Origin of the sequence: Paenibacillus sp. An7, from assembly GCF_009870785.1 — a bacterium.
Classification (GTDB): domain Bacteria; phylum Bacillota; class Bacilli; order Paenibacillales; family Paenibacillaceae; genus Paenibacillus.
In genome coordinates, this window is the sequence record NZ_WTWX01000004.1 from 286,823 (window position 1) to 305,089 (window position 18,267).

Genomic DNA, 18,267 nt, shown 5'->3' on the forward strand with positions numbered 1-18,267 from the left:
GTATGATTAATGTTTTGCTTGTAGATGATGAGACCTATGTGACAGAAAGTTTGGAAGCAACAATCCCTTGGGATGAGCTGGGAATCAGCGAAGTATATAGGAGTGATTCAGCAGGAAATGCCCTTGAGCTGCTTGCTGCTCACCCCGTCGATATTTTGATAACAGATATAAGAATGCCCGGTATGAATGGACTTGAACTGATCGAAAAAGCAAGTGTACTGTACCCGAGTCTGCGTTCAATTCTGCTAACGGGATATGGTGAGTTTGAATATGCGAAAAAAGCGATTCAATTAGGTGCATCGGATTATATTATCAAACCTGTAGATGATGATGATTTTATAAAAAGCGTGAAGCAGGTCGTTCAGTCCATTGACGAAGAAGGAAAACAAGCTACAAAGTATCAACAGTTGTTATATAAGCGTAAATCAGACTATACGCTCCTTAGAGAAAATTTACTCCGTCAACTTCTTATGGGTGATCAGATCGAGACCGAGAGAATGATCCAACTTCTACATGATTATGAGATTAAGCTTTTCTATTCTTCTATGACAACGATGATCCTTGTTCATTTACATAAAGGTTTTATGGAACATGATGAAAAAACAAGAGTGCTTATGGAGTATGCAATTGGTAATATGGCCGAAGAAATTTTTGGAGAAACATATGATGTCTGGCAAGGGAGAACACCTCACCATTGTCTATTGATCTTGTTACAGTCGAAAGATCAACATGATCTAGAAAGTGGGGGATCGGAGTTTTTACAACCGAAACATCTTCGGCCCTATATTGAGAATTTTCGTTCCAGTGTATTGGCATATTTGCGAGGAGAGGTGCATGTCATCGTAAGTCGTCCATGTATGTTTCCACAGGATATCAGTGAAACCTACAGACGCGCTTTAAACTCTGTTTATTTAGCGGACCGTCAGATGGAGTCAGGTGTAGTATTTATCGAAGGAGAAAATGTAAGTATAGAATCTCCATCATCAAAAGCTGCTTTTGAAGTATTGTACAGACCACCGATGCTGCAGCAACTTTTAGAACGAAAATCGTGGGAAGCAGCTTCACAGCGTTTAGATGAAGCGTTTGCCATTATCGAAAAAAATCCGGTCTCACGTGAGCACATGTATGAGATTTATCTAGCAATTATCAATTCTTTTCTCTATATCACCCATCAAACGGGACTTCGGATCAGTGAATTGAATGCAAAGGGTCTTGAACCTCATTTGGTGGAACGAATGATTCACTATCCGCCGCTGTTAAAAGATTACACAGAGCAAATACTTTATAAGTTTCAACAGGCAGTATCTGTTCCTGCAGAACCGAAAAGCCATATTGTAAGTCAGGTAAAAGATATGATACTGCAAGAAGAAGGAATTGAGTTAACGGTCAAAATGCTGGCTGATCGAGTATTTCTTCATCCCGTGTACTTATCGAAGATTTTCAAAGCCGAGACAGGAGAGAGCCTCAGTGAATATTTGATTCGTACAAGGCTTGAACGAGCTTTATATCTGCTTAAACATACGAATAAAAAAATATATGAGATCACTGCTGAGCTTGGCTATCAAAATCCTCAATACTTTAGCAAGCTGTTTAAGAAGCACTATGGCATAACTCCAAATGAGTATAGAGAGCAATAAGTTGTAAAAGGTGCTGAAACCTTAAATTAGTGTCATAGGAAAAAATAGACATGTCATCCATAATAAAAATATGAAGATAAAGAAATTTAGGGGGAAACAAAATGGCACGAACGTGGAAAACTTCTTCACTTGCTGTCCTTGCATTAACGATGGTCATCAGTGCAGGTCTTATGGGATGTTCAGGTAAAGATTCAGGTGATAGTAATGCATCTGTACCGGCAAATACTGAAAACGTATACAAGGAAAAGTACGATCCGGAAGTCACGATCTCCACTGCATGGGGAATTGATCCGACAGTCACATTTAAGAATGGGGAAACGATAGAAAATAGTGTCGCAACGAAATGGGCAAAAGAAGAGCTGGGAATTAATATCAACTCTCTATGGTCTGTAACCGATACGAATGGTGCTTTTGCAACGAAAGTAAGATTGTCGATGTCATCAAGACAGAATATGCCGGATATCATCACAATCGGATCTAATGAATCACAACTAATACAAGATCTAATTGAATCAGGTATTTACGGAGAAGTGGGCGAGCTTTTTGATACATATGCTTCAGACACTTGGAAAAAAGCAATGGAAATTGACCCTACGGTATGGAATTCAGTAACGCGTGATGGTAAGAAAATGGGGATTCCTGTACTGGATTATGCGTACAACAATGATTACTTACTGTGGATACGTCAAGACTGGCTTGATGCACTAAATCTTAAAGCACCAACAACGCTTGATGAACTTGAAAAAGTAATGGATGCCTTCAAGAACAATAATCCAAGCGGTCTTGCTCCGAATAAAGTAATTCCACTGAGTATTGGGTTCAAAAATTCAATGAATACTTGGATGGGCGATCCTTCCTGGGTCTTTGGGGCAGAAGGTACGCTACCTCAGCAATGGAATGTAGACGAAAATGGAAAACTTGAATATGGATCTGTACAGCCAGAGATGAAAGCAGGTCTTGAAACATTAAGAAATTGGTTTGAAAAAGGGTACATTCCACAAGAAGTAGCTCTATGGGATGAAAATAAAACTGCTGAGCCTGCTGTGGCCGGTACAGCTGGTATTATCCCTGGACCTTACTGGATGAGCGGCTGGCCGCTGACGGATACTGTGAAAAATGATCCAAAAGCAGTGTGGAAACCATATGCAATACCAACGGGAGCAGATGGTACAGCAATGCGTCATGGAACAAACTATGCTAGTGCAGTGACTCTTATTAAGAAAGATATGGAACATCCGGAAGCATTCTTTACTTACCAAAACTACATGTTTGACCAGTTTGCAGATCCGGCTGCAGGAAGTAAACATGATTTCGGTTTATTCGAAGGATATGACTATGAGCTCGATGCAAATGGGAACCAGAAGAGATACGACGAAATTGAAGGCGGATATGTAAATGTGCTTCGTTATCTACTTGTTCGTGATGGTGCACGGATACCAGATGCACAAATGAAAGCTCTGCTCAGTCTCGCAGATGGTAAGGAAGCAGCTACAAGACTAGAACGTGAAGTGCAAGCGAACTATGGCCTTGAAACTCCTAATGCTGCGAAGGTGCTTATGTCGCAAGAAGATATTTCATTCAAAGATATGTTCACAGGTCCACCTACAGAAACAATGAAATCAAAACTTGACTATCTTAATAAAATTGAGAATCAAACCTTCAATGAAATTATTTATGGCAACAAACCTGTAGACTCTTTTGATTCTTTTGTAGAGACCTGGAAAGCTGGAGGCGGCGACAAAATTACAGAAGAAGTGAACACATGGTATGACAGTGTCCAATAAGATTGCAATTCGATTGTAAGACTACCACGATAAACTCCCGAAAAGCAGCATGCATTCATTCATGCATGCTGCTTTTCTTCACTCAAAATGAGCTGGGAGACGAAATTTAGGAGGAAAAGTGGATGAAAATGTTGAAAAAAACATGGCCTTTTCATGTAATGCTGCTGCCTGCCATGATCTTCTTATTCTTATTTAGTTATCTGCCAATGGGCGGGATCGTCATGGCTTTTCAAGATTATAAACCTTGGGAAGGCATCTCAGGTTCTGCATGGGTAGGACTTGATAACTTCCGCTATTTATTTGAGAGAGATGACAGTGTTCAGGTTATCTGGAACACACTTGTCATTGCCGTAGCGAAGATGATCTTCAATCTTCTTGTTCCTTTTGTGTTTGCCATCTTGCTGAACGAGATTAGACAAGTTGGACTTCAGCGCTCTATACAAACGCTTGTATACCTGCCTCACTTTCTATCTTGGGTAATTCTTGGAGGAATATTGGTGGACTTGCTTGCTCCAGGTGGCCTAGTAAACCGAGTACTTGGAGAGTTCGGGGTTAACCCTATCCTATTTCTAGGGGATAACAATTGGTTCCGTTTCACTGTAATTTTATCTGATGTCTGGAAGGAATTTGGATATAACACCATTATATTCTTAGCGGCTCTTGCTACAATTAATCCTTCATTATATGAAGCTGCTGAGATGGATGGAGCAACTCGTTTTAAACAAACTCTTCATATTACGATCCCTTCCTTAATTCCAATCACGATTGTGGTGGGAACGCTTGCTTTAGGGAATGTGCTTAATGCCGGATTTGACCAAATCTTTAACCTCTATAATCCGCTTGTATATGAAACAGGAGATATTATTGATACCTTTGTATACCGCACTGCGATTCTAAACGGAGAGATGGGCTTTGGTACAGCCATTGGATTGTTTAAATCCGTGATTAGTATGGTCCTTATCTTAATCTCCTATAGACTTGCCTACAAGTGGGCAGGGTACCGTATCTTCTAAATAAAGGATAAGAGAGGAAGGAAAAACTGTGTATCATAAATCAAAATCATACCGTGTCTTTAACGTTGTAAATACGATTTTCCTTATTATTTTATCTATACTTTGTATCGTTCCACTTATACACGTACTTGCCATTTCGTTTAGTAGTAAAGCAGCGGCCGATGCCAATATTGTATCGCTGATTCCGATTGATTTTTCTTTAGAAGCTTATAAAAAGACAATAAATAATCCTGCGTTTCTTAGATCAATCATGATTTCGGTAGCACGTACCATCGTTGGTACGCTCATTACACTCGTGATTACTTTTTTAGCGGCATATCCACTATCTAAAGAAAATAGCGTTTTTAGAAGCCGTACAATTTATTCCTGGATCTTCGTATTCAGCATGGTGTTTAATGGAGGACTTGTACCGTTTTACGAAGTTATTCAATCCCTTCATTTGATGAATACATTCTGGGTACTGGTTCTTCCGTCCGCTGTAAATACATTTCTCGTAATTCTGATGCTGAACTTTTTCAGAGGCATCCCGAAAGAACTCGAAGAGGCATCTCTTATGGATGGAGCAGGACATTTCCGAACTTTGTTCTCGGTATATCTTCCGATTTCACTGCCTTCGATCGCAACGATTAGTTTGTTCAGTATGGTATTTCACTGGAATTCTTGGTTTGATGGACTGTTGTATATTAATAATGCAAAAGATTTCCCGCTTGCTACATTTCTGCAAACGATTATCATTCAGCGTGATATGAGCTCAATGAGTATGAATCCACAAGAGATGGAGCTCATCAGCCAAACAACGGTGAAAGCAGCGCAAATCTTTATCGGAGCAGCTCCGATTCTTATTGTGTATCCATTCCTGCAAAAGTATTTTGTAAAAGGAATGACGGTGGGGTCTGTTAAAGGTTAATAGATCCTTTCAAGTGAACATATGAAATATAAATGCGATGGAAATAAAGGAGAGAATACAAAATTATGATACAGAAATATCCACCTCTATTTGATAAAGCACCTATTATGCTACACGGCGCTGACTATAACCCAGAACAATGGCTGAAATATCCAGAAGTACTAGAAGAAGATATTAGACTGATGAAAAAATCTCACTCCAATGTAATGTCCGTTGGTATTTTCTCTTGGGTTTCTTTGGAACCTGAGGAAGGAGTATTTACATTTGAGTGGCTTGACCATATATTAGATTCTTTCGCTGAGAATGGAATCTATGCACTGCTTGCGACACCAAGCGGGGCGAGACCGGCATGGATGTCACACAAATACCCGGAAGTACTGCGAGTAGGCAGTAACCGGGTTCGCAACTTGCATGGTTTCCGTCACAATCACTGTTATTCGTCTCCTGTATATCGGGAGAAAGTGAATATTATCAATACTAAACTTGCCGAGCGATACGCAAATCATCCAGCTGTTATTGGCTGGCATATTTCGAACGAACTTGGTGGTGATTGTCACTGTGATTACTGTCAGGATGCGTTTAGAAAATGGGTTAAAGATCGATACGAAACGCTTGATGAACTGAACCATGCCTGGTGGACAACTTTCTGGAGTCATACCTATACGGATTATAGCCAGATCGAATCTCCGGCGCCTCACGGTGAAACTCAGGTTCATGCAATGAATTTAGACTGGAAACGATTTGTTACAGATCAAACCGTTGATTTCTTGAAGCATGAGATTGCTCCGCTTAGACAGGTGAACCCAGATTTACCGGTAACGACTAATTTTATGAGTTACTTTGACGGTCTGGATTATTGGAAATTTGCTGACGTTCTTGATGTTCTATCCTGGGATAGTTATCCGACATGGCATGATACAGAGCAAGATGATAGCAAGCAGGCAACTTCTGTTGCATTAATGCATGATATCGTTCGTACAATTAAAGGCGGCAAACCATTTATGCTGATGGAGAGCACACCTAGCATGACGAACTGGCAGGATGTCAGCAAACTGAAAAAACCAGGCATGCATTTGCTTTCTTCTCTTCAAGCAGTGGCACATGGTTCGGATACTGTACAGTACTTCCAGTGGCGTAAGAGCCGCGGTTCAAGTGAAAAACTGCATGGTGCAGTAGTAGACCATGTGGGAAATGAACACACCCGCGTTTTTAAAGAAGTAACCGAGGTAGGAAGCTTCCTGCAAGAACTCCAAGATGTCGTAGGAACCGTAGTTCCAGCAGAGGTTGCTATCGTATTTGATTGGGAGAATCGCTGGGCAATAACGGATTCACAAGGACCTAGAAATATCGGAATTAAATATGATGAAACGATCCAATCACACTATAAAGTATTCTGGGATCAAGGGATTCCTGTGGATATCATTAATATGGATGCAGATCTGTCCAAATACAAACTTGTTATAGCGCCGATGCTCTATATGGTAAAAACAGGGGTTGGGGAGAGAATTGAAAAGTATGTGGAGAATGGAGGCACGTTTGTCTCTACATATTGGTCAGGGATCGTTAATGAAAATGATTTGTGTCATTTAGGAGGGTTCCCAGGACCGCTTCGTAAGACACTTGGCATCTGGTCAGAAGAAATTGATGGACTTCATGATGGACAAATCAACCGAATTGAAGCTCTAGCTGATAATTCTTTAGGACTTACCGGCGAATATGAAGCGATAGAACTTTGTGACTTAATTCATCTGGAAGGTGCGACTGCACTAGCGGTTTATGGAAGTGATTTTTATAAAGGCAGACCGGCAGCAACCGTACACGCTTTTGGAGAAGGAAAATCATATTATATTGCTTCTCGCAACTCGGAATCATTCCATAAAACATTCTATCAAGGGATTATTAAAGAAGCAGGAATTAAGAAATCCATGGATAGTGAATTACCTAGCGGGGTAACGGTATCCGTTCGTACAGATGGAGAGCATGATTATGTATTTGTACAGAACTATACGGGAGAAGAACAAGTTCTTCCTTTAGACAGCGCGGATTACACCGAAATCGGACTTCCATCGTCCGAGCGTAATCAATCATTGCAAGAACAGGTTGTATTAGAGCCATATAGTGTTCGTATTATAAAAAGAGAGCATATGATCAAATAATATTGAAATAATAATAAAATCATAAAGCAGAAGGCGGCACTCATCTCTGATAAGTAATAATCAGCAGAAGGGATGCCGCCTTCTTTGTTAAATCCTGAGGCAGGAAGGAAAAGGGAAGCATCATCACGAAATGGTAAAAGAACAAGCTTGGAATATTATTTGCGGGAGGGAACATCATGATTCAGCGTAATCTGGATGGAAACAGTATCATTATCCGCCTTGAAATGAAAACAAAGACCATTAATTTTGGAGAAGTTGCTTCTGCCATCTCCATTGCTGGTGGAGACATTGTAGCCATTGACGTCATTTCAACCAATCAAGATGTAACGGTCCGTGATTTAACGGTAGCGATTACGGATAGTGAACAGAACAAACGAATCATTGATCAAGTTCGTAAATTAGATGGCGTGACGATTATTAACGTATCTGACCGTACATTTCTCCTGCATTTGGGCGGGAAAATCGAAATCACTCCCAAAACGCCGATTAATAACCGAGAAGACTTATCAAGGGTCTACACCCCTGATGTGGCAAGAATCTGTACCGCCATTGCAGAGGAACCCCATAAAGCTTATTCATTAACGATTAAAAGAAATACGGTAGCTGTCGTATCCGACGGCAGTGCTGTCCTTGGGCTTGGTAATATCGGTCCTGAAGCCGCGATGCCTGTAATGGAAGGTAAGGCAATGTTATTTAAACAGTTTGCTGGTGTGGATGCTTTTCCGATATGCCTGCAGACTCAAGATACAGAAGAAATTATTCGCACCATAAAAGCAATCTCGCCTGCTTTTGGAGGAATCAATCTGGAGGATATCTCCTCTCCGCGTTGTTTTGAAATTGAAGAAAGATTAAACAAGGAACTAGATATCCCGGTATTTCATGATGATCAGCATGGAACAGCCGTAGTCCTGTATGCAGGTCTGATTAATGCACTTAAACTCGCAGGAAAAACGCTGGAGGATAGTAAAATTGTCATTTGTGGAATTGGAGCTGCTGGAGTAGCCTGCAGTAACATCTTGTTATCCGCTGGAGCAAAACGACTCATTGGTGTCGATCGCGAAGGTGCACTCGTGCGCACAGCAGTTTATGATAATCCCGTATGGCAGAGTTATGCAGAGCGGACAAATCCAGAACTCGAGGAAGGCACGCTTCATGAAGTTTTGAAAGGTGCAGATGTCTTCATTGGAGTATCCAAAGGGAACTTGCTAACAAGGGAACATATACTTACGATGGCAAAAGATCCAATTGTATTTGCGATGGCAAATCCTGTTCCTGAAATTATGCCGAGTGTAATCGAAGATATTGTCGCAGTCGCAGCCACTGGACGATCTGATTATCCGAATCAGATTAATAATGTGTTATGTTTTCCTGGTATTTTCCGAGCCGCACTCGACTGCCGTGCTTCTGTAATTAATGAAGAGATGAAACTTGCAGCAGCCACTGCGATTGCCTCCTCCATTTCAGATGAAGAACGTACGAAATACTATATTATTCCAAGTGTATTTAATGATCGTGTGGTGAAAAGGATTCGAGAACGAGTCATTGAAGCTGCGATCCAGACGGGTGTTGCAAGAAGATTTCCCAGAAAAAACAATGAAACCAAATCATGATGAAACGAGATATAGCAATAAAGGAACGTGGATTAAGAGAAACCCGGCAAACGCATTTGCGTTTCCGGGTTTTTTTTTAGTGTATCAACTTCGCTTCTCTTGAATCACTAAGAGAGGATCTGATTTTGCCATCTTCATCGCGTAGTATAACAAAAGTGTCAGCAATCAGCCATTTACCTGCTAGGTTTTGCTTCATATAGTACATGCTTGTATGATCACCTTCAAGATCTGTTTCTTCCGTATGAACGATCGCTGTTTCGCCATCATATTGTACGATGTTCATCTCAGTAGCTGATAAACTGTAATCAAATTCTTCGAACCAACCGTCTTCAAGAACAGAGATGACATCACGATAAATCCATGTCGTAGGATCAAATGATGATAATAAGAGCTGTTTATTCTCTGTGTTGTATCCTTCGTATTGCGTATTTAATGTTTCCTCAATAGCTGATTTTACTTTCACCGGCACAACGGGTTTCTTACCGATGAGCTCCTCGGCTGCGTAGGATTCTGAAATGACACCTTCATAGAATACCTGCAGGTTGCCATTCGATGCCTTGGTGAGTTTCAAGATAAGATCCTGTTTGACGTCAAAATAAAAAGGACCGCTCTTCCATGTATTTGTCTTTGTAACAAACACAGTGGCCCCGTAATCATACATGTTAACAGGATTAATTTTTGTATAGGTGACTTGACCTTGTGATTTGAAGTATTCACGGTAATCATGAATCATTTCTTCATAGAAAGGGGCATAGTTATCGACTAATGCGGACACTTTCTCAATACTGCGTTCATTTTCTGCCTGACTCAGTTTGCTTAGAAAGGCATTCACCTGTGCTTTTGTTTTGTCATCGACTTTACCGGTTTCGATCTGAATCGTTTTCTTTTTTTGATCCCAGATTACGTTATAACCCGTAGCTTCTGCAACAAAGCGAAGCGGAACTAACATGCTTCCTTTGCTTATGTATGGCGCAGCAGGTAATTTTGTTCTTTGTCCATTAATGTGTGCAGATTTTTTGCCTACAATTAATTGCAGTTTGGTCTCACCATTGTCTGCGTTAATTCGTTTATCGGCATTGTTCCATTTTACGGTGTAGTCAAGTCCTTCAAAAAGAGGACGGAATTGTACAAAAGTCACTCCATTTTTAATGGTTGGCGGAACATCAAATTTCATTTCAACCTGGTCCAAATATACTCGGATTGGGTTCTGTGATGCAGCTGCACTTACAGTGCTGCCCATGATGGACCATACCATTACTAGTGCGAGGGTGATTAGGCCCCATTGTTTTTTTAGCATGACGTCAACTCCTCTAGGTTGTAGGTAAGTGCACTGTCTAACTCAAATACATCATGAGTGGTTAAATCTAGTATAAGACAATGCAAACATTCAGTTTACCTGTAGAGGAAAATTAATGCAAGAAAGTTGGGAGGATTTTCTATTAAAAAATGATTCAAGCGAATCAGCGTTATTTTATTAGAGGAGAGTACACCAAATACACTTTTTTTAAAAAAATATGTTAGAAACATACTCGTAAGTCATACTAAGATATGTTACAATAAATCGTTATGCTTTTTAGGGAAATCATCTAGTACAAAGCTAAACTGCACATTAAAAAGTAAAGAAAGAAATCATCCATAAACATAAAGAAATAAGGAGGAGGAAAGTCATGTCATTTGGCGCTCGTGTATTGAAAACCGGTATAGCAGTAACACTTGCTCTTTACGTAAGTATGCTGCTAGGTATCGATCAGTCACCCGTTGGTGCAGCGATCGCCGCAATTTTTGCCATGCAGCCTTCCATATACCGTTCGTGGCGGTATTTTTTGGACCAACTTCAATCTACTACGCTTGGAGCCATTGTTGCACTAGTTGGAGGAATGATATTCTCCAATGAACCTATTGCGGTGGGTGCTGCTTGTATTCTCGTAATAAGTATTTGTCTGAAACTGAACATGGGGGATACCATTGGGCTTACACTAGTGACCGTTGTATCCATTATGGAAGCTTCTGGGGATTGGAATTATGCACTTAATCGATTTTTGCTCACCTTAGTGGGGATTATTTGCGCATCGGTTATTAACGTGACAGTATCGCCTCCAAAGCCTAAAATTCAGTTTGTTATGCAGATACGCAGTGTATTTGACCGTATGTCGCTTCTGCTGCGAACTTCGATATCCGATGAAATTAAGGAATCCGTGTTCCGCGACGAAAAGAACGACCTAGAGGGTCAGATCAAATCTCTTGTAGATAAATATCGCTTATTTGAGGAAGAGACCCAAAAGCTGAGAAGAGCAAAATTCAGTACAACAAGACAGATGGTTGTCTACAAACTCATGTTATCTTCTCTTCAAAAAGGGTACGCTGTACTTGATGCAGTAGACAGACATTATTTTCAGTCAGAGAGAACAGAGAAGACGGATGAATATTTTGACAATCATTTGGAAAAATTGATTAAATTTCATGAGCATGTACTGCTTAAATTTGAAGATAAACTGAAACCGAACGATCATGAAGGGGAAGAACTCGTTAGGACAAATGTGGAATTTATGGAATCCGCTATAGAGCGAATTGATTTTGACAGAGAAGGAATGTTAAGGTTATCGATTGTTGCTGCTGCAATGTATGATTACGGATATCAGTTAGAACGACTAAACAGACTTGCAGATCACATACTTGATTCAGAAGAGACGAAAGACAATTCAGACGGACTTTCTGCTTGGTTGAAAAAATAGTGGTTTATTTGCATCCATTCCGTGGATTGGATACAATAATAAAACAGCCCGGACACCGACTACATTGTCCGGGTTTATTCTTTTTGTAGAGCTTGGGGGACGATCAGGATGATGAAAACCGCCATTCCAGAAGCACTGATGACACTGCTGAGCGGTGAAAATTTAAAAGATAAGCAGCAAGAGGCTTTCTTATTACAGACGGTGAACGAGGATGGCTGGCCGCACTCGGCAATGATAAGTGTGGGTGAAGTGCTTGCAGCTGATCCGTATACATTTCACCTGATGTTATGGCCAAACACAATGACCACGATAAACCTCATGCGGAGTAAAAAAGCGCAGCTCGTTATCGTTTATGATGGTCTTGTATATTATATAAAACTTCAGATAAAGCATCATTCTGCTGTTCTTTCTGATATACATACAGGAGAGCGATTCAGTGCGCATATTCATGCGTTAAAAATAGACAAAGCAAAGTATGCCAAGATTGAGACGGGGATCCAGGTCAGACTTCATAATCCCGACTCTGTAATTGATCGATGGCAGGCCCAAGTTGAAATACTAAAACATAATCCATATTGACATAAAGTGAAGTAAAAAGGAGAGAGCGTCTTGAGCACGGACAATGAGTGGCAATTAGAACAAGAACGAGTAGATGAAGTAACAACGCAAATAAGTCAAGCGATTGAAAAACTTGAAAAGGAAGTCGGATCAGTCCGCGGCGAAGTCGTAGAGATGAGAAAAGACTTCTGGGATGAAGTGACAATTAACTTCAGTGAAGCAGATGATGTTGGGGAAACTTCAACGAATTTAAGACAGCAGTCAGAAGTGCTTTCTGAACGCGAACGCAGTCACAAAAATACGTTTCAAGCGCTTAGTAAAATGAATAAGCTTGTCTCGAGTCCATACTTCGGGAGAATTGATTTTATAGAAGAAGGTTCTAAGGAGAAGGAGTCAATCTATCTCGGAATCGCCTCTTTCTTATCAGAAAAAGAACAGGATTTCCTAGTATATGACTGGCGGGCACCTATCTCTAATTTATACTACGATGGGGCTCCCGGTCATTCTTCTTATGACACGCCCTCCGGATTAATTGAAGGTGAAATTACACTGAAACGACAGTTCACCATTCGAGATGCGGATATTAAGTTCATGTTCGATACCGGGGTTACGATCGGTGATCAATTACTGCAGGCGGTATTAAGCCGGAGTTCTGATGCGACAATGAAGAGTATTGTGGCAACGATTCAGAAAGAACAGAATCAGATCATTCGAAATGATAAGAGCAAATATCTAATCGTACAAGGAGCGGCGGGAAGTGGAAAAACATCAGCCGCTCTCCAGCGTGTTGCTTATTTATTATATAAAGATAGAGAACACCTGAAAGCAGATCAGATGATCTTATTTTCACCAAACCCTATGTTTAACAGCTATGTGTCTACCGTACTGCCTGAGCTCGGTGAGGAAAACATGATTCAAACTACATTCCAAGAATATTTAGAGCGCAGAATCGGCAGAGAGTATCAGCTGGAAGATCCATTTGTGCAATTAGAGTATGTATTGTCGCAGAAAGATGATCCTTCTTATGAGGCTAGAATTCAAGGGATTGAATTCAAATCCTCTCCATCGTTTCTGACCATGATTACGAAATATAGAGAAATGCTGGCTAAGCGGGGGATGATGTTTCGGCCGCTGCGTTTTCTAGGGAAAGAAGTCGTATCCGCAGAACAGATCCGTATAAAGTTTTATGAATATGATCAAAGCATCCGTATTGCTAACCGTTTAGAGCTGTTAAAAGATTGGCTCTTAAAAGAGTTATCTCTATTCGGAAAAAGTGAACTGAATGCACCTTGGGTAGATGAACAGATTCAGCTTCTTAGCAAGGAAGATTATCACCGGGCTTATCAGAGATTGAAACGGAAACAACAAGGCAAGAAGGAAACCTTTGATGATTATGATTTAGAACGAGAGATTTTAGCGAGAATGGTGGTATCGGATCGGTTGAAGCCGCTGAGAAAATGGGTGAAAGCCATTCGTTTTGTGGATATGAAAAAGTTGTATCGCGCTATTTTCAATGATCCTGAGGTACTGTCTTTCATTTCGTCAGGAGTGAATTTACCTGCTGCATGGGAGGAGATTAGCCGGTTTACTACCGATCATTTGCAAGCTCAGGAACTGGCATATGAAGATACAACACCCTTTTTATATTTAAAGGATTCTCTGCTTGGATTCCGGATCTTTACAGGTATTCGCCATGTCATTATTGATGAAGCACAGGACTACTCTCCATTTCAGTTAGCGTTCTTTAAACGAATCTTTCCTCGGGCCAAAATCACTGCACTTGGTGACTTTAATCAAGCGATCTATGCTCACTCGTCTGTGCTGCAGGCGGCAAGTCCGCTAGGAGAGATATTTGGAACGGAATCGACGGAAGTCATTCGTTTGACACGAAGCTATCGTTCGACGAAAGAGATTGTGGAATTTACAAAAGCAATGCTGCCAAACGGCGAAGAGATCGTTCCGTTTAATCGGGAGGGAGAACTGCCCACGGTTCACGAGTTTACTCAGTCCCTCAAAATGGAAGAAGCCATCCATCATCAATTGGAACAATTAATTTCGGAAGGCTATGAATCCATAGCTGTAATATGTAAAACAGCAGACCAAAGTAAAGATGTATATGAGAGAATGTCGAATAAACTTAGTAGGCCATCAAAACTTGTCAAGAAAACTACGCTCGGTTTTGACAAAGGTGTGCAGATTATTCCGGCATATCTTGCAAAAGGCGTCGAATTTGATGCTGTCATTATTTATGACGGTTCAAAAGAAATGTATGCTGCAGAAAGTGAGCGGAAGCTGTTCTATACTGCTTGCACTAGAGCTATGCATTTGCTGGATATTTACTCTCTCGGTCCTGTAAGTCCATTTATAGCCGATGTGCCTTCTGAGAAGTACAAACGAAGCAAGGAGTTACAAAGCCACTAAAGAGAAAGCATTTCAGATGAAAATCTGGAGTGCTTTTTTTATTAACAAAATATTGATTTTTTGAGTTAAATTTATTTACATGTGAGGCGTCGGCTACTATAATCGGTAACAATATATTTTTCTAAAGTAAATGAATGGGAGAGATCATACTTGAAAACAAAACGTTTCGAAAGACCTGGATTAGAAGAGTGCATAAAGGATTTAGTAGCGACTGCCAGAGGAGATTTGAAAGCTACCATGGTTATTCAAGGTGGATCTCTTGTTAATGTAATTTCTGGTGAAATCATCAAACAGATATCGGTAGCAGTACAAGGAGCAAGAATTGCTTATGTTGGTAAAGATGTGTCACACACGATTGGACCAGATACTGAAATCATAGATGCCACAGGAATGTATATTGCCCCCGGTTTACTCGATGGTCACTGCCATATTGAAAGCACGCAGCTGAAAGTATCCGAGTTTGCAAGGGCAGTTCTGCCACTTGGGACAACAGGGGGGTTCTTTGATGCGCATGAAATTTCAAATGTACTCGGATTAAAAGGACTTAAGTACATGCTGGAGGAAGCGAGAATTACTCCGATGGCAGCATATATGCAGGCTCCTTCCTGTGTGCCTTCTACAAGTCCTGAGCTTGAAACAACAGGTGCCTGGATTGGTCCAGAGGAAGTAGCAGAAGCTTTGTCTTGGGGAGACGATATGATTGGACTTGGTGAAGTGATGAACTTTCCGGGTGTAGTCTATAGTGAAGATAAAATGATTGGCGAAATTGAAGCAACACTCAGAGCCGGAAAGGCAGTAGACGGTCATTTTACTTGGGCATCTGATGATTGGAGACTTCCTGTTTACGCGGCTGCAGGCGTTACCGGAGATCACGAATGTGTGACAAAGGAAGATGTTCTAGAACGAGTTCGACTGGGCATGTATGCAAAATTACGACAAGGTTCCGCTTGGCACGATGTAGCAGAAACTGTAAAAGCGGCAACAGAACTTGGTCTCGATACTCGGCGGATGATGCTTGTCACCGATGATCGAAGTTCAGAGTCCTTGCTGGACGAAGGACATATGAATTTTGTTGTGAGACATGCAATTTCTCAGGGGCTAAAGCCGATTACCGCTTTCCAGATGGCCACCATTAATACAGCCGAACGATTTGGGGTTCAGAGGGATGTAGGTTCGGTTACTCCTGGCTCCATTGCAGATATTATTCTATTAAAGGGACATCTCGCGGATGTGAACGTAGATACGACGATCGCTGCCGGGCAAGTGGTCGCACGTTCAGGAAAAATGGTTGCAGAATGGGAAACCTATGTATATTCTGAGGATGCGCTGGGTACAGTTCACCTTGCAGAACCCGTTCGAACCGAAGATTTTCGTATTATGGCTCCGATCTCGGAGGGAGAGGTCAAAGCAAGAATCATTCAAGTGACAGAAAACCATGTAGAAACGAAAGAAATATGGGAACAAGTGCAAGTGGAGTCTGGGTTAGTAAAACTAAGTACGGAAAAGGACATTTGCAAAATTGCTGTCATCGAAAGACATCATATGACGGGGGACAAATCCGTTGCCCTTGTTTCAGGGGTTGGATTCCGTGGTCCAGCAGCCATCGCGATGACGGTAGCCCATGACAGTCACAATCTGATGGTCATTGGCACGAATGATGAGCTAATGGCTGAAGCAGCTAATCGAGTAGCGGCAATGCAGGGCGGAGTTGTGGTTATAACGGAGGAAGGGACGACAGAATTCCCACTGAAAATAGCGGGTTTGATGTCTACGGAACCATTTGAAGTGGTCGCATCGCAATCAGCAGGAATTAGTACCGCATTACAGAATGCAGGATGTAATCTGAATAATGCATTTATGACCTTATCTTTACTTGCATTAGTGGTGATTCCTGAACTTCGCTTATCTGATAAAGGACTTGTTCAGATTTCCGCAGAGGGAATTAATATTGTTTCCTTATTCGAGTAATGAAATAGTTATCCTCCCAAAATAGGCGAGCAGACACATGTCTGCTCGCCTATTTTTTGTTTTATTTTATGAAATTATAGTGTATTATACCTAAATGAGTCTAAAGACCTATAATCAGACTGCGTATTAATTACGAAATATATAATGTAAGGCTTCGGACCTTCATTGTAAGCAAAGAAAATGAGTCTTTCGTATTTCTGTATTAGGTATGACTAGTTCAAAGTAATGAGTAAAAAGAAAAAGATTGTGACTATTGGATAGTTGTATTTACACTGAGGGCAAATTTACCGAAAGGTAAAGACGCAAAGCCATAGGGTCTAAAGTAAGTCTTAGGGCTTACGATGATAGCCGGTTGCCGATGTGAAAAATCGAAGGAGTGTGCAGACATATGTGGAGAAAAAACAGCAGGAAATTAAGCGCCATGATTTTGGCAACCGTTATCGCATTCGTACCCTGGGCAGGGACAATGGAAGAAGTGCAAGCTACCGGAGCGATGAAAGCTACCAAGGCTACCGAGTCCACTTCGGTTAGGGCCAGTCAAACTGCCACTTGGCTCTGGGATGCAACACAGATTAAAACAGCACCCGATTCTGTTCTGACTTTTGCTAAGGAGAACAATATAAACGTTATTTATTTACAAATTAATCGTGATGTGCGAACTCGTTATTATCAAGCTTTTATACATAACGCAACGCTTGCAGGCATTAAAGTGGAGATTTTAGACGGTCGTCCTTCATGGGGACTTACTAAATCCAGACAGGGCTTGAGCGATTTTATTGATTGGATTGAGAAATACCAGAATGAAGCAAGCGAGACTGAAAAATTTTCCGGGATTCATGTGGACATTGAACCTCACGTTCTTCCTGAATGGAAAGAGGACCTTGATGAGGTAGTGAAACAGTGGCAATCGAATGTGAATTATTTAACTAGTGAAGCTAAGCGTCTCAATATGGAGATCGGAGCAGATATTCCGTTTTGGCTTGATAACTATACAACTCCTGATAAAGATATGAAGATAAGCAGTTGGATGATTCGTCAGTATGATTCGGTTACCATTATGGCTTATCGTGATAAAGCAAGTGCAATCTATGATGTGGCTTCTGATGAACTGGCTGAAGCTTCTGCTCTTGGCAAGAAGGTATCTATAGCTGTGGAAACAAATAAAAGCAGTGAAGGAGATTTCATTACGTTTTATGAAGAAGGACCCGAGTATATGGCCGAACAGCTTCAAATAGTTGAACAAAAAGCGAGCATTCATAGCTCGTATACCGGAATATCGATTCATGAATATGCCAGCTGGTTAAAGCTCGTAAGACGTTAATAAAAAAGGTGCTAAGAGATATCCATGGATACTCTTCCGCACCTTTTTCTCATGTGCGCCCGGCATGGGCGATAACTCGGCGGTGAAAGTCCGCTACAGGCTTGGCAGTAGGAACTGTTAGCCAAGGGCAAGGGTGTCCGCCGCGAGGCGGAATCTGAAG

12 protein-coding genes and 1 riboswitch are annotated in these 18,267 nt (G+C 41.1%); of the genes, 11 read left to right on the forward strand and 1 reads right to left on the reverse strand.

Annotated features, from left to right (window positions below):
- Nucleotides 1-2: 2 nt before the first annotated feature.
- From GQY27_RS08215 to GQY27_RS08240, 6 genes are all read left to right on the forward strand, one after another.
- Nucleotides 3-1,637: a response regulator gene (locus GQY27_RS08215; RefSeq protein WP_160033104.1), complete on the forward strand. Its 1,635-nt coding sequence runs from the start codon at nucleotides 3-5 to the stop codon at nucleotides 1,635-1,637.
- A 101-nt stretch (nucleotides 1,638-1,738) separates the two neighbouring features.
- Nucleotides 1,739-3,421 carry a type 2 periplasmic-binding domain-containing protein gene (locus tag GQY27_RS08220; RefSeq protein WP_160033106.1) on the forward strand — a complete coding sequence of 561 codons (1,683 nt, stop codon included), beginning with the start codon at nucleotides 1,739-1,741 and terminating at the stop codon, nucleotides 3,419-3,421.
- Nucleotides 3,422-3,543: 122 nt separating this feature from the next.
- Complete coding sequence (locus GQY27_RS08225) at nucleotides 3,544-4,434, forward strand: ABC transporter permease (protein ID WP_160033108.1); 891 nt, start codon at nucleotides 3,544-3,546, stop codon at nucleotides 4,432-4,434.
- Between the two features lie 28 nt (nucleotides 4,435-4,462).
- Entirely contained in the window at nucleotides 4,463-5,341 is an 879-nt protein-coding gene (locus GQY27_RS08230) for a carbohydrate ABC transporter permease (RefSeq protein WP_160033110.1), read from the forward strand.
- Between the two features lie 65 nt (nucleotides 5,342-5,406).
- Nucleotides 5,407-7,497 (forward strand): beta-galactosidase, encoded by a 2,091-nt coding sequence (locus tag GQY27_RS08235; RefSeq protein ID WP_160033112.1) that lies wholly within the window; start codon nucleotides 5,407-5,409, stop codon nucleotides 7,495-7,497.
- Nucleotides 7,498-7,673: 176 nt separating this feature from the next.
- On the forward strand, nucleotides 7,674-9,107 hold the full coding sequence (locus GQY27_RS08240) for an NAD-dependent malic enzyme (RefSeq protein WP_160033114.1): 1,434 nt from the start codon (nucleotides 7,674-7,676) through the stop codon (nucleotides 9,105-9,107).
- Nucleotides 9,108-9,183: 76 nt separating this feature from the next.
- On the opposite strand, the gene GQY27_RS08245 is transcribed toward GQY27_RS08240, so the two are convergent.
- Entirely contained in the window at nucleotides 9,184-10,404 is a 1,221-nt protein-coding gene (locus GQY27_RS08245; RefSeq protein WP_160033116.1) for a copper amine oxidase N-terminal domain-containing protein, read from the reverse strand.
- Nucleotides 10,405-10,774: 370 nt separating this feature from the next.
- Here GQY27_RS08245 and GQY27_RS08250 point away from each other — a divergent pair, with 370 nt between their 5' ends.
- From GQY27_RS08250 to GQY27_RS08270, 5 genes are all read left to right on the forward strand, one after another.
- Nucleotides 10,775-11,839, forward strand: coding sequence for an FUSC family protein (locus tag GQY27_RS08250; RefSeq protein WP_160033118.1), 1,065 nt, complete (start codon nucleotides 10,775-10,777; stop codon nucleotides 11,837-11,839).
- A gap of 108 nt (nucleotides 11,840-11,947) precedes the next feature.
- Nucleotides 11,948-12,418 (forward strand): pyridoxamine 5'-phosphate oxidase family protein, encoded by a 471-nt coding sequence (locus tag GQY27_RS08255; protein WP_160033120.1) that lies wholly within the window; start codon nucleotides 11,948-11,950, stop codon nucleotides 12,416-12,418.
- 30 nt (nucleotides 12,419-12,448) lie between these two features.
- A complete protein-coding gene (gene helD, locus GQY27_RS08260; protein WP_160033122.1) occupies nucleotides 12,449-14,818 on the forward strand; it encodes an RNA polymerase recycling motor HelD in 2,370 nt (789 codons plus the stop codon).
- 150 nt (nucleotides 14,819-14,968) lie between these two features.
- A complete protein-coding gene (ade, locus tag GQY27_RS08265) occupies nucleotides 14,969-16,786 on the forward strand; it encodes an adenine deaminase (RefSeq protein ID WP_160033124.1) in 1,818 nt (605 codons plus the stop codon).
- A 267-nt stretch (nucleotides 16,787-17,053) separates the two neighbouring features.
- Nucleotides 17,054-17,146, forward strand: a riboswitch (cyclic di-GMP riboswitch).
- A gap of 28 nt (nucleotides 17,147-17,174) precedes the next feature.
- Nucleotides 17,175-18,107 (forward strand): hypothetical protein, encoded by a 933-nt coding sequence (locus tag GQY27_RS08270; protein ID WP_160033126.1) that lies wholly within the window; start codon nucleotides 17,175-17,177, stop codon nucleotides 18,105-18,107.
- The last annotated feature ends 160 nt before the right edge of the window (nucleotides 18,108-18,267 follow it).